14 protein-coding genes are annotated in these 12,761 nt (G+C 68.2%); 9 read left to right on the top strand and 5 right to left on the bottom strand.

Annotated features, from left to right (window positions below; translation table 11 throughout):
• Nucleotide 1: 1 nt before the first annotated feature.
• Genes AC1RRV_RS12770 through AC1RRV_RS12755 form a run of 4 tightly spaced genes read left to right on the top strand, consistent with a single transcriptional unit; the run spans nt 2 to nt 3,848 of the window.
• On the top strand, nt 2-613 hold the full coding sequence (locus AC1RRV_RS12770; protein ID WP_492860016.1) for a cysteine dioxygenase family protein: 612 nt from the start codon (nt 2-4) through the stop codon (nt 611-613).
• Nucleotides 610-2,187 carry a rhodanese-like domain-containing protein gene (locus AC1RRV_RS12765; protein ID WP_492860015.1) on the top strand — a complete coding sequence of 526 codons (1,578 nt, stop codon included), beginning with the start codon at nt 610-612 and terminating at the stop codon, nt 2,185-2,187. Before AC1RRV_RS12770 ends, AC1RRV_RS12765 begins: the two co-directional genes overlap by 4 nt.
• A gap of 45 nt (nt 2,188-2,232) precedes the next feature.
• A complete protein-coding gene (locus AC1RRV_RS12760; protein ID WP_492860014.1) occupies nt 2,233-3,327 on the top strand; it encodes an LLM class flavin-dependent oxidoreductase in 1,095 nt (364 codons plus the stop codon).
• A 5-nt stretch (nt 3,328-3,332) separates the two neighbouring features.
• The gene (locus AC1RRV_RS12755) at nt 3,333-3,848 is read left to right on the top strand and encodes a flavin reductase family protein (RefSeq protein WP_492860013.1); all 516 of its coding nucleotides are present in this window, start codon (nt 3,333-3,335) and stop codon (nt 3,846-3,848) included.
• A 116-nt stretch (nt 3,849-3,964) separates the two neighbouring features.
• Here AC1RRV_RS12755 and AC1RRV_RS12750 read toward each other — a convergent pair whose 3' ends face one another.
• The 5 genes from AC1RRV_RS12750 to AC1RRV_RS12730 all read right to left on the bottom strand — a co-directional run bounded on the left by AC1RRV_RS12750 (nt 3,965) and on the right by AC1RRV_RS12730 (nt 8,310).
• Nucleotides 3,965-4,198: a hypothetical protein gene (locus AC1RRV_RS12750; protein WP_492860012.1), complete on the bottom strand. Its 234-nt coding sequence runs from the start codon at nt 4,196-4,198 to the stop codon at nt 3,965-3,967.
• A gap of 618 nt (nt 4,199-4,816) precedes the next feature.
• Nucleotides 4,817-5,434, bottom strand: a complete 618-nt coding sequence (locus tag AC1RRV_RS12745; protein WP_492860011.1) for a DUF938 domain-containing protein — start codon at nt 5,432-5,434, stop codon at nt 4,817-4,819.
• Between the two features lie 94 nt (nt 5,435-5,528).
• Complete coding sequence (locus AC1RRV_RS12740; protein ID WP_492860010.1) at nt 5,529-6,755, bottom strand: class I SAM-dependent methyltransferase; 1,227 nt, start codon at nt 6,753-6,755, stop codon at nt 5,529-5,531.
• 116 nt (nt 6,756-6,871) lie between these two features.
• Nucleotides 6,872-7,273 (bottom strand): DUF2177 family protein, encoded by a 402-nt coding sequence (locus AC1RRV_RS12735; protein WP_492860009.1) that lies wholly within the window; start codon nt 7,271-7,273, stop codon nt 6,872-6,874.
• Between the two features lie 11 nt (nt 7,274-7,284).
• Nucleotides 7,285-8,310 (bottom strand): SAM-dependent methyltransferase, encoded by a 1,026-nt coding sequence (locus AC1RRV_RS12730; protein ID WP_492860008.1) that lies wholly within the window; start codon nt 8,308-8,310, stop codon nt 7,285-7,287.
• A gap of 338 nt (nt 8,311-8,648) precedes the next feature.
• On the opposite strand from AC1RRV_RS12730, the gene AC1RRV_RS12725 reads away from it, so the two are divergent.
• From AC1RRV_RS12725 to chrR, 5 genes are all read left to right on the top strand, one after another.
• Nucleotides 8,649-9,995, top strand: a complete 1,347-nt coding sequence (locus AC1RRV_RS12725; protein WP_492860007.1) for an NAD(P)/FAD-dependent oxidoreductase — start codon at nt 8,649-8,651, stop codon at nt 9,993-9,995.
• Nucleotides 9,995-10,774 carry a DUF1365 domain-containing protein gene (locus tag AC1RRV_RS12720; RefSeq protein ID WP_492860006.1) on the top strand — a complete coding sequence of 260 codons (780 nt, stop codon included), beginning with the start codon at nt 9,995-9,997 and terminating at the stop codon, nt 10,772-10,774. The genes AC1RRV_RS12725 and AC1RRV_RS12720 overlap by 1 nt, the downstream gene beginning before the upstream one ends.
• Entirely contained in the window at nt 10,771-11,301 is a 531-nt protein-coding gene (locus tag AC1RRV_RS12715) for a lipocalin family protein (protein WP_492860005.1), read from the top strand. The genes AC1RRV_RS12720 and AC1RRV_RS12715 overlap by 4 nt, the downstream gene beginning before the upstream one ends.
• Nucleotides 11,302-11,432: 131 nt before the next feature.
• A complete protein-coding gene (locus AC1RRV_RS12710; protein ID WP_492860004.1) occupies nt 11,433-11,996 on the top strand; it encodes a sigma-70 family RNA polymerase sigma factor in 564 nt (187 codons plus the stop codon).
• Nucleotides 11,993-12,637: a cadmium/peroxide/UV radiation responsive anti-sigma factor ChrR gene (gene chrR / locus AC1RRV_RS12705; RefSeq protein ID WP_492860003.1), complete on the top strand. Its 645-nt coding sequence runs from the start codon at nt 11,993-11,995 to the stop codon at nt 12,635-12,637. Before AC1RRV_RS12710 ends, chrR begins: the two co-directional genes overlap by 4 nt.
• The last annotated feature ends 124 nt before the right edge of the window (nt 12,638-12,761 follow it).

The raw sequence follows: 12,761 nt of genomic DNA, 5'->3' as shown, positions 1-12,761 counted from the left end.
GATGAGCCAGCACCGCCCCCACCGCCTGTCGGACTTCGTCGCTGACCTCTCCGATCTCCTGGACCAGACCGCCGACGAGGCCGTGATCCTGCGGGAAGGCGCCGCCTTGCTCGCGCATCTGGTCGCGACCGACGACTGGCTGCCGCGGGCCCAGAGCCGCCCCGATCCGGCCCGCTATCAGCAGTATCTGCTGCATCGCGACCCGGCTGGCCGGTTCTCGGTGGTCAGTTTCGTCTGGGGGCCGGGCCAGGCGACGCCGATCCACGACCACACGGTCTGGGGCCTGGTCGGGGTTCTGCGGGGCGCTGAGCTCTCACAAGGCTACGCACGGCGCGACTGCTCGCTCGTCCCCGTCGGCGAGGTCCATCGCCTGGAGCCCGGCCAGGTCGAAGCCGTCTCGCCGACCGTCGGTGACATCCACCGCGTAGCCAACGCCTTCGATGATCGGACCTCGATTAGCATCCACGTCTACGGCGCCGACATCGGGACCGTGCGGCGTTCGACCTATGACGCCGAAGGCCACCCGAAGACCTTCGTGTCCGGCTACGCCGACGTCGCCCCGCCACTCCTCTTCGACCGCAAGAGCGCCCTGGCCTACGGAGCCGCCGAATGACCTTGCCCGTCGCAACGCCTCGACAGGTGCGGGCCGACCTGATCGCCCGGCGTGAGATCGCGCTGCTGGATCTACGCGAGGAAGACCCGTTCGCCAGGGCCCATCCGCTGTTCGCCTCGCAGCTGCCGTTGAGCCGGCTGGAGGTGGAGATCCTCGATCGCGTGCCGCGCCTGGGCGCCAAGATCGTCCTCTATGACGACGGCGAAGGCCTGGTCGGGCCGGCGGCCATACGGTTGGCGGCGCTGGGCTACACGAACGTCCACGCCTTGGAGGGAGGCCTCGCTGGCTGGCGCGCCGCCGGCTACGAGCTGTTCCAGGACGTCAATTCCTACAGCAAGGCGTTCGGCGAGCTGGTCGAAGCGCGGCGTCACACGCCATCCCTGCCCGCCCAGGAAGTCCAGGCCCGCATCGACGCCCAGGCCGACCAGGTGATCCTCGACGCTCGCCGGTTCGAGGAATACGCCGTGATGAGCATCCCCGGCGGCGTCAGCACGCCTGGCGCCGAACTGGTGCTGCGGGCGCGTGAACTGGCGCCCGATCCCTCCACCACCATCATCGTCAACTGCGCCGGCCGCACCCGAAGCCTGATCGGGGCCCAGTCGCTGGTCAACGCCGGCCTGCCCAACCCGGTCTTCGCCCTGCGTAACGGCACCATCGGCTGGACCCTGGCCCAGCAGACGCTGGAACACGGCCAGAGCCGCAAGTTCCCCGAGGTGCGCGAGCAGACGCTGGAAGATGCCCGGTCCCGCGCCCGCGACGTCGCCTACCGCGCCGGTGTCCGCCGGATCAACGCCGAGGGCCTGGCCGATCTGGCCAAGGACACTCACCGCACCCTCTACCGCTTCGACGTCCGCACGCCCGAGGAATACGCGGCCGGCCACCTGCCGGGTTTCCGCTCCGCGCCCGGCGGCCAGCTGGTGCAAGAGACCGACGTCTTCGCGCCCGTGCGCGGCGGGCGCATCGTGCTGGCCGACGACCTGGGGCCACGCGCTGACATGACCGCCTCGTGGCTGGCGCAGCTGGGCTGGGAGGTCTTCGTCTTGGAAGGCGGCTTCGAGGGGGAGCTGGGGACCGGCGCCTGGGTGTCGCGCCTGCCGCCGCTGCCGACCGTCGCCACCCTGTCGCCGCGCGACCTGGCTGAGGCGATCGCCGACGAAGCTGTTGTCGTTGTCGACCTCGCACCCAGCCCGCGTCACCGCAAGGCGCACGTGCCCGGCGCTTGGTTCGCCATCCGCGCTCAGCTGGCCGAAGCCCTGGCCAATCTTCCCAAGGACAAGGCGATCGTCCTGACTTCGCCCGATGGCGCCCTGGCCGCCCTAGCCGCGCCGGAGATCGAGGATCTGACAGACCGCCCGGCCCGCGTCCTGGCCGGCGGGACGGAAGGCTGGATCGCCGCCGGTCGCGCCGTCGAAGCCGGGCTGACCCGCGCCGCCAACGCCCCGACCGACGTCTACAAGCGCCCCTACGAGGGCACCGACAACGCCACCGAGGCCATGCAGGCCTATCTCGACTGGGAGTTCGGCCTGGTCGACCAGCTGGCCCGCGACGGCACGCACGGCTTCTACGTGATCTGAAGCCGACAGCCCCTCCCCCACATCCCGACAAGACTGGAGCCCGCCATGAGCGTCGAATTCATCGGTTTCATCGGCACGCAGCACGCGTCCGAAATCCATCCGCCGTCCGGCCCGGTCATCGATGTGGCCTATGTCGAAAAGACCGCCCGCGTGCACGAGGAAGGCGGCTTCGACCGCGCCCTGGTCGCGTTCAGCTCCACATCACCGGAAAGCCAGCTGGTCGTGGCCCACGCCGCGTCGGTGACCCAGAAACTCAACTTCATGATCGCCCATCGCCCGGGCTTCACCCAGCCGACCCTGGCCGCGCGCCAGTTGGCGACGCTGGACCACTTCACTGGCGGCCGCGTGGCGGTGCACATCATCACCGGCGGCTCGGACGAGGAACTGGCCAAGGATGGCGATCACCTGACCAAGGACGAGCGCTACGCCCGCACCAGCGAGTATCTGGACATCGTCCGCGCCGAGTGGACCGGCGACAAGCCGTTCGACTACGCGGGCAAGTACTACAAGGTCGACCAGGGCTTCGGCGCGGTGAAGCCGCTGCAGGCGCCGCACATCCCGATCTATTTCGGCGGCTCGTCCGACGCGGCCATCCCGGTAGCCGGCAAGCACGCCGACATCTACGCACTCTGGGGCGAGACCCAGGCCCAGGTGCGTGAGACCATCGCCCGTGTCCGCGCCGCCGCCGCAAGGCACGGCCGACAGGTCAAATTCTCGCTGTCGCTGCGCCCGGTGATCGCCGACACCGAGGAGGCCGCCTGGGCCCGCGCCGACGACATCGTCGCCCGCGCCAAGGCTCTTCGCGAAGCCGCTGGCCTGCCGACCACCGGTCACCGTCCGCCCAACGCCGGCTCGCAGCGCCTGCTGGACGCCGCCGCCCAGGGCTCGCGCCTCGACAAGCGTCTCTGGACCGGCGTCGCCGGCGTCACCGGCGCCCAAGGCAACTCGACGGGGCTGGTGGGCACGCCCCAGCAGGTCGCCGAAAGCCTGCTCGACTACTACGACCTGGGTGTCTCAACCTTCCTGATCCGGGGTTTTGACCCCGTGGAGGATGCGATCGCCTACGGCCGTGACCTGATCCCGCTGGTCCGCCACTTGGTCGCCGAACGCGATCTCCGCCTCGCCAAGGCGGCGAGTTGACGCCCATGGCGCCCTACGACGCCGCTCCGACTTGGCCGTCGAGCTCGACGCCTGTCGTCGATTTCAAGGAAGTCCTGGCCCACCTGGCGAGCGGCGTCGCCATCATTTCCTGCTGGGATGGCGACACGCCGCGCGGCTTGTTGGTCAGCTCGATCACCGGCCTGTCGGTTGAGCCGCCCAGGTTCCTGTTCTGCGTGCGGAAGGAAGCCGGCTGCCATGACGTCCTGGTGGCGTCGGCGACCTGCGGCGTGGCCCTGCTTGGCGCCGCCGATGAGGAAGAAGCCCTTCTCTTCGCCAGTTCCGCGCGCTCGGCAGAACGCTTCGCGACCGAGCGCTGGCGCCTTTCTCCGCATGCGCCCCCCGCCTATCGCGGCGGCCTGGCCACGGCGCGATGCCGCGTTGAGAGTGTCACCGACGCCGAGAGCCATTCCATCTTCATCATCAGCGCCGATGACTACACCCTCAAGCCCGGCCCACCGCTGGTGGCCTGGAACAGAGGCTTTATCGCGAAATCGGATTGATCCGCATCTACGGCCAAGCGCCAGAAGCGGATGTTAGCGCAGGTCTACACGTTCGAAACGGCGCAACGCTCAAAGTCGGCGGCGGCGCCTCGCTGGAGACGCCGCCGCCTGGCTCGTTAGAACGTCTTGCGCAGGCTGAGCCCGATCTCGCGCGGCGCGGCCAGGAAGCGCTGGAAGGCCCGGTCGGTCCCGAACAGATTGGTCACCCCGTCTTGGGCGATGACGGTCTCGTTGAACAGCTTGTTCGAGAAGATCGCCACGTCGAAGCCTCGGGCCTCGACGCCCACGCGCAGGTTCACCAGCGAGTAGGCCTCTTGAACGTTGCGCGGGTCGAGGTTGGTGTTGGTCATGTATTTCGACGACCAGGCCCAATCCCCTCGCCCGTAGACGGCTGAAGCTCTGACCTTCCTGGGTGTCGATGTAGCTGACGAGGGGCAGAAGGGTTTGGGTGACGTCGTCGTTTCTGAACGTCGACTTGTAGGCGGTCCCCGCCGTGATCGAGGTCAGGGTGTTTTCGCCGACCGGCATCTCCAAAGTTGCCGAGAGGATGTCTGTGTGGCCGCTGTTGCGCGCTGGGGACGTGGTGCAGATGCGACGTTTGCTTGGGTCGTTGTCGGGGCACGACGAGAGACCGAAGACCGGGCCGAGCGAAGCCTGCAACTGGCGGAAGGTATTGGTCGCGCCGCCTGAGCGGGTCGATTTCCGGTCCCCTGGGTGATCGGGTTCGCACGCGCCTGGACTTCTAGGCTATGCCGAGCAAAGCTCATTCAATCACGCCTTCTTGCGATGGTACGGCATGCCGCCGAACGCCTGGCGACGCGATCAAGCCCTTAAGAGGACGACGACTTGACCTCTAATCGAGGTCAGCGGCGACACCAGATCTATGAGCATTGCGGGCATCGGTTCGGCGCCAGGTGCGGACCGTCGCTCGCCTACGAGAAATGGTCCTTGGCCGAGCGGGCCTGCGGCTACGTCTTTCGGAAAACGAGCACCAGGTTGTTCGCGGGCATGGTGAGACGTTCGGAAAGGCCAAGGCCATGGGTAGCCGCTAAGGCGACCAGATGGTCCAGATGGCGAACTCCCCACTCGAGATTGCGTCGTCTCAGGCTCTGATCGAACTCGAGGTTGCTGGGCGCTGTCGGCGTGTCGCCCTCGATGAAGGGGCCGTACAGGAACAGGCCGCCGCCCGCAGGCAGCACACGCGCGGCGCCCGCCATCAGGCCGGCCGTGGCCGTCCACGGCGAGATATGGATCATGTTGATGGCCAGGACAGCGTCGGCTCGTTCGACGGGCCAGGCGTCCGGTTGCGACGCATCCAGCACCAGCGGACACAGGAGATTGCCCAGGCCGGCATGTTCGCGCCAGGCGGCTATGCTAGCCAGAGCGCCGGGATCAGCATCGGTCGGCTGGTATTGAAGCGTGGGCAGCGCTGCAGCGAAGTGAACCGCGTGCTCGCCAGCGCCCGCCGCAACTTCCAGCACCAGACCGGTCGCCGGCAGGCGCGTCCGCAGGACCTCCAGAATGGGATCGCGGTTTCGAGCCGTGGAGGGGGAGGCACGCGCGGCGGGAGACAGCGGATCGGACATGCCGACAATCTGAAGGCTTCAGCGGCCTGGCGCCAGTTCCTGACGTTGACGCCTCTCCAAGGCCGAGACGTTCAATGATGGTTCGCAGCCAACTTCAGGCATGTCGATCCAGCGCCAGTTGGACGACGTTCGTGCGTCCCGTTCGAAAGCCCGCCTCGCAGTAGGCAAGGTAAAATCGCCACAACCGTCGAAACCGTTCGTCGAGGCCCATCCCATCCAAGGCGCCCTCGGCGGCGGCGTCCTCGAAGCGCTCGGACCAGCGGCGCAGGGTCTCGGCATAGTCCAAGCCAAACCGCACAGTCTGATGATGCGTCAGGCCGTGCCGTGTCGTCAGCTCGGCCAGATGCGCCTCGGACGCCAGGGCGCCGCCCGGAAAGACGTAACGCTGGATGAAGTCAGTGCGCGCATCGTACGCGTCGAAAAGCGCGTCGGCGATGGTGATGATCTGCAGGCCGGCGCGTCCTCCGGGCTTGAGCAGGTCTCGGACCTTTTGGAAATATACGCTCCAATAGGCCTTGCCGACCGCCTCGAACATCTCGATCGACGCCAGGCGATCGAACTGGCCCTCCAGCTCGCGATAGTCCAGCAGGCGGATGTCGACCCGCTCGGACAGGCCCGCCTCAAAGACGCGCCGGCGCGCCAGGTCATACTGCGCGCGCGAGATCGTCACCCCCGTCACGCGCGCCCCGATCTCGCCGGCCGCGAATAGGCCAAAGCCCCCCCAGCCGCAGCCGATCTCGACGAGACTGTGGCCAGCTTGCAGGTCGATCATGCGCGCCAGCTGACCGTACTTGGCGTGCTGCGCGACCTCCAGGGATTGATCCGGCGCGGTGAACCGCGCCGCCGAGTAGGTCAAGGTCGGGTCGAGCCAGGCGGCGTAGAAATCGTTGCCCAGATCATAGTGGGCATAAATGTTGCGCCGCGCGCCGGACTTGCTGTTGGGCCGCAGGTGGTGGAACGCCCAGTTGACCGTCCTCATCCACCAGCCGCCGTCGAAAAGGCGGCGGATGTGATCGTAGTTGTTCGCCAAGACTTCGAGCAGCGTCGCCAGATCCGGGCTCGTCCATTCGCCGGCGATATAGCCTTCGGCGAAACCGATATCGCCGCTGGCCAGCACGCGGGCGGCGAACCGCAGGTCCAGGACCTGCAGCACCGCCGAGGCCCCCGCGAGCTTACCCACCAAATGGTGACGCGCACCGCCGCGTTCGACAATGGTCAGCTCTCCCCAGGTCCAGTTAGCGGACAGCAGGTCCAGGAAGGGGTGGAAGAGCGGCTGGCGGCGCGGCGCGGCGGCGAAGACGGCCTGGGACATGTCGTTCATCGTGGGGGTCTTGCCAGCAATGCGGCGCCAAGGCGGTTGTTGCGCCCCGGCGCCTCTTGAAACCAAATCGTGCTCCGGGACCCAATCGATCCCGTTCTCGCCAAGGGGCGAGGCCCCTAACGGACCACGACGCGCGCCGCTTGGAAGCCGGCATAGGCGGACAGGGCCGTGAGCGCCGCGCCCCAGGCCATGTCCGCCAGGGTCAAACGGGTGGACCAGACGCGCAAGGTGGCTTGGTTGGTCAGGTCGTAGGTGGCGTAGGCCACAAAGCCCAGCACAGCGCCGTTCAGGGCGGCCCTTCCGGCCGCGCCCTCGCGCAGGGCCGGCGCCACGGCCAGGACCAGGACGCCCAGGCCGTAGACTAGGTAGAAAGCGATAGCGGCCGGCAGGTTGGGCTTTGGGGCCAGCAAGTCGCCCAGCACCGGCCGGTAGAGACGCGCCCCCATGACCGACAGCCAGACAGCGTCGAGCCCGAGGAAGACGATCATCGATCCGACATAGGCGGCGAGATAGGGCATGGCGGTTCTCCTCAAACCGGCGCGAGACGGTAATGGCTAACGCCCCACTCGGCGCCGCCGCGATCGCCGAACAGGCCGGCCGTCGCCATGAAGAACCGGCGCCAGCGGCGCGCCCAGAGGACGGCGTCCCGGCCGTAGACCGAACGCATCAAGTCCATGATCTCGGGCGCGTGCTGGTCGAAATTGGCCAGCCAGTCGTTGGCCGTGCGCGCATAGTGGGCCCCGCTCCAGCGCCAGTCAGCCTCGACCGCGAAGAGATCGGGATACTGACGCATCAGGCCATGGCTGGGCATCAGGCCGCCGGTGAAGAAGTGCTGGGCGATGAAGTCCGAGCGATCCTCGACCTCGAACCGGTACGGTGCGCTCCGATGGGCGAAGACGTGGACGAAGGCTCGGCCATCCGGCTTGAGCCAGCCGCGCATGCGGGCAAGGAGCGCGCGCCAATTGGCCATGTGCTCGAACATCTCGACCGAGACGATGCGGTCGAAGCGCGACGAGGTCGCGAAATCGTTCATGTCGGCGGTGACAACGGTCAGGTTGGTCAGGCCCCGCTCGCGCGCCCTCTGGTCGATGAAGGCCTTCTGGCCACAAGAATTGGACACCGCGGTGATCGAGGCGCCGGGGTAGGACGCCGCCATCCACAAGGACAGCGAGCCCCAGCCGCAACCTAGTTCCAGCACCGCCTGGCCGTCGGCAAGCCCGGCGTTCTGGCAGGTGCGCGCCAGCGCGGCCTGCTCGGCCTGCGCCAGGGTCGTGGCCGGCGTCTCGTAATAGGCGCTGGAGTATTTCAGCCGCGGCCCCAGGACGCATTCGAAGAACCGCGCCGGCAATTCGTAGTGCTGAGCGTTAGCCGCCTGGGTGTGCTCGGCGATCGGACGGTGCGCCATTACGGCGGCGAAATCGGCCTCGGACCCGTCTGGGCCCCGGGCGAGTTGGCGGCGGGCGTTGGCCACCAGCGCACCGATGGCGGGCCGCACGATAAAGTCCGGGCACGGGGCGTCTTGCAGCTGGTTGATGGAGGCGGCCAACACGCTCATCGGGGAGCTCCTTTTGCGGGGTGAACGGGAGAAAGGGCGCAGCGCGCTTGGGCCTGGGCGCAGGCCTCGCCCTTGACGGCGAGCATTGCCTGCTCCAGCGGCGAGCCACCGGTCAGGCGCTTGAGCACAAGGCCCATGTCCAGCGTCACCGATCCATGACCGCGCGGCCCTGGCGGTGAGCTGTCCAGGAGGGGCGTCCATCGCAAGGGTGTGGTCGGGATCATGGCCTCGATACGGGGCGGCCAAGGGGCTGGACGCATGGTGCGTCCAAAAAAACGCCTCGCCCGTACCAGGGTTCGAAGCGCTTTCAACGGCGCGCCCCAGCTCTGGAGTCGTCCATGCCGCACGGCCAGTTTCCCGTTCGCCCGCCCCACGCCCGCCGGTTGCGGATCGCTGTCGTCGGAGCCGGGATTTCAGGGCTCTCGTGCGCGTGGCTGCTGAGCGGCGAGCACGACGTGACGCTCTATGAGGCCGATGGCCGCCTGGGCGGACACGCCAATACGGTCGAGGCGGACGGCGTGGCGGTGGACACCGGCTTCATCGTCTACAACGAGGTCAACTATCCCAACCTGACGGCTCTCTTCGAGCACTTGGCCGTGCCGACCAAGCCGGCTGACATGTCGCTGGCGGTGTCGCTGGACGAGGGCGAGCTGGAGTATGGCAGCAAGAGCCTAGCCTCGCTCTTCGCCCAGCCGAGCATCCTGTTGCGCCCGCGCTTCTGGTCGATGTTGCGCGACCTCAACCGCTTCTATCGGACCGCGCCGGGCCATCTGGCGACGCTCGATCCGGTCATTTCGCTCAGCCAGTACCTGAGGGACCAGGGCTATGGCGCGGCCTTGCGGCAGGATCATCTGCTGCCGATGGCGGCGGCCATCTGGTCGGCCAGCATCGAGGGCGCCGGCGATCATCCGGCCGCGGCCTTCATCCGCTTTTTTGAAAACCACGATCTCATGCGCTTCATCGGACGACGCAGCTGGCGGACCGTGCACGGCGGCAGCCGGGTCTATGTCGAGGCCCTGGCCAAGGCCTTCTCCGGGGACGTCCGCCGAAACGCGCCCGTCACCCGCGTGCGACGCACGCCCACGGAGGCCATCGTCGAGGACGCTGCGGGCGGCCGGCAAGCCTTCGATCACGTGGTGATCGCCGCCCACGCGCCGTGCGCCCTAGGCCTGCTGGACGACCCTAGCCCCCAGGAACGCGCGCTGCTCGGCGCCTTCCGATACACGCCCAACACCGCGGTCCTGCATGGCGACGTTCGGCTGATGCCGCGCCGCCGACGGGCCTGGGCGAGCTGGAACCATCTTGGCCGGCGCGATGATCCAGCGGCCGGCTGCGTCACCTACTGGATGAACCACCTGCAGGGCCTGCAGCGGCGCCCGCCCCTCTTCGTGACGCTCAATCCCCATATCGCGCCCGATCCCGCCCTCACCTACAGCACTCAGGCCTACGAGCATCCCCACTTCGACGCCGCCGCCCTGACAGCCCAGAAGTCGCTCTGGTCCCTTCAGGGCGCGCAACGCACCTGGTTCTGCGGCGCCTATTTTGGCGCGGGCTTCCATGAGGACGGGCTGCAGGCGGGCCTGGCCGTCGCCGAGCAACTCGGTGGCGTTCGCCGCCCCTGGCGCGTGGCCGGCGAAAGCAGCCGGATCGTGCTGGCCCCGAGTTCTGTCGCCCAGGCCGCCTGATGAGCGTCTCGGCGATCTACAGCGGTCCCGTGTTCCACAAGCGCGCGCGGCCCCGCGTCCATCACCTGCGCTATCGGATCTTCATGCTCCTGCTTGACCTGGACGAGCTGGACGATCTCTTCACCCACCTTCGCTGGCTGCGCCGTGGCCGCCTGGGCTGGGCGTCGTTCGACGCTCGCGACCACGGCGATCATCGCGGCGGAGACCTTCGGGCCTATGTCGCCGAACGCCTCGTCGAGGCGGGACTTGAGGCGGGCGGGCCTGTGCGCCTGCTCTGCATGCCAAGAATCTTCGGCTACGGGTTCAATCCCCTCAGCCTCTACTTCTGCCATGGCCGTGACGGCGCCCTGAACGCGATCCTCTACGAGGTGCGCAACACCTTCGGCCAGGACCACGGCTATCTGATCGCCGTCCCCGAGGACGAAGGCGCGGTGCGTCAGACCGCGCCCAAGCGCTTCTTCGTCTCGCCCTTCATGGACATGGACCTGACCTACCGTTTCACCGTCTCGCCGCCGGCCGAGGGGATCGCGGTGCGGATTGAGGTCTTGGACGCCGACGGCGTGATGCTCACCGCGGGGTTCGCCGGCGAGCGCTCACCGCTCACCGACGCTGGCCTGCTGTCGGCTCTGATCCGCCATCCGCTGCTCAGTTTCGGGGTCATGGCGGCGATCCATTGGGAGGCGCTGAAGATCTTCGCCACAGGGGTGGGCCTGCGTCCGCGTCCGCCGGCGCCGGCTCGTCCGATCACTCATGGCGCTGCATTGGAGCCGGGCCAATGAACTTGCGCGCCCTCCTGCCCCTCCTTCTCGCCGCCGTCCTGGCCGCGCCCCCGGCGCTGGCGGAAACCGCGCCCGAGCCCCGGCGCGTGATCGAGATCGAACGCTTCATGGGACGCTGGTACGAGATCGTCCGCACGCCCAACGCCCGCCAGCGCAACTGTCACGGCGCCTACCAGGTCTGGCGTAAGAAGCCCGACGGAACGTTTGACATCGATCAGGTCTGCCATGTCGGAGACCGCAACGGATCCGCCCGTCACGTCGATACCGCCGCTCGGATCGTGGACCCGGCCACCAACGCCAAGTTCGAGGCCAGCTTCTTCGCCGGGCTGATCCGGCGGCAGTATTGGGTCATCGACCGAGCCGACGACTACGGCTGGATGATCGCCAGCACCGCCGACGGCAAGTTCGTGGCGCTGCTGGCGCGCACGCCGGGACTGCCGACGGCCCGGCAGGCGGCGCTGAAGGCCCGCATGCGCGCGCTCGGCTTTGACAACGCGCTCGAGGACGTGGGCGCGCCCCCGCCATGAGGCCGCCAGGACGGGTTCAGCGAAATTTGACCCAAACCCCAACGCCGATCCATCCGCTGGGGCGCTCGCGCCGTATAAGGATCATGCATGCGACTCGACCCGCTCCAGTCCGACGAGAGGCCACCGCCTTGGTGAGCCCGCCGCCGCGCGACTTTGGCGTGCTGATCGCCCGCATCGCCCAAGACCGGGACCGCACTGCGTTCGTCGAGGTCTTCAACCACTATGGACCACGCGTCAAAGCCCTGCTGGTCAAGAGTGGAAGCCCGCCCGCCGCGGCCGAGGAGCTGGCGCAGGAAGCCATGCTGGCGGTCTGGCGCAAGGCGGCTTCCTATGATCCGGCGCGCGCGTCGGTGGCGGCTTGGATCTTCACGATCGCGCGCAACCTGCGGAGCGACGCCCTGCGCCGGGGATCCTCGGCGCTTCATGCCTTCGACGCCACCTTCGGGGCCGACGCGCCGGCCCAGCCCGACGCGATCTTGAGCGGTGCGCAGGACGGCGCCCGCGTCCGGGCCGCCATGCGCAGCCTCAATCCCGACCAAGCCCAAGCGATTGAAATGGCTTTCTACCAGGAACAGACCCACAGTCAGATTTCCCAGGCCCTCGGCGTGCCGCTGGGCACCGTCAAGGCGCGGATCCGATTTGGCATGATGAAGCTGCGAGCGTTCATCGAGCGCGAAACGCGAGGCCAGGCATGAGCGCGCGCCGTCATCCCAGCGAAGAGCGCTTGCTGGCCTTCGAGGCCGGAACGCTGAGCGCGCCGGAGGCGGTCGTCGTCGCCACGCATCTGGCGATGCGACCCCAGACCCGAGCCTGGACGCATCTGGCCCAGGCCGTGGGCGGCGCGGTCCTCGATGACCTGGCGCCGAGCGCCTTGGAGGACGGCACCCTGGACGCGGTCCTGGCGCGCCTAGACAACCCCGAGCCGGAGGCTGGCGTCGCAGCGGCGTTGATCGGCGGCGCGAACCATAGCCTGCCCGCGCCGCTGCGAGGCTTTGAACTGGGTCCCTGGCGCTGGGCCGGACCGGGTGTGCATGTCCGCGATGTCCTGGGCCCACGCGACCGCGATTGCCGGGTCATTCTGCTGCGCATCGCACCGGGCCAGTCGGCGCCGCGCCACACCCATACGGGGGTGGAGCTGACCTGCGTGATCGACGGCGCCTATGAGACCGAGGACGGCGTGTTCGAGCCGGGCGACTTCGAGGAGGCCGACCCTAGCGTGCTTCACCAGCCCCGCGTGGTCTCCGACACGCCCTGCCTGTGCGTCGCCGCCTTGGACGGCCAGATCGTCTTGCCAGGACGGCTGGGCAAGCTCCTGGCCCCCTTCGTGCGTCTCTAGCTGGTCTTGCGCCCCGGCCTGCGGCCTGCTCAGGGCGCCGAGCTTGGCGTCGGTGCGGTGGCTGTCCCCTTTCGGGGATGCGAACCGACATGGAGGAAGCAGGCTAGGCCAACGACCGAGCGCC

Source organism: Caulobacter sp. GW821-FHT11E10 (assembly GCF_058808375.1).
The sequence above is the reverse complement of the archived record's forward strand: the minus strand, read 5'-3'. Positions and strand labels throughout refer to the sequence as shown.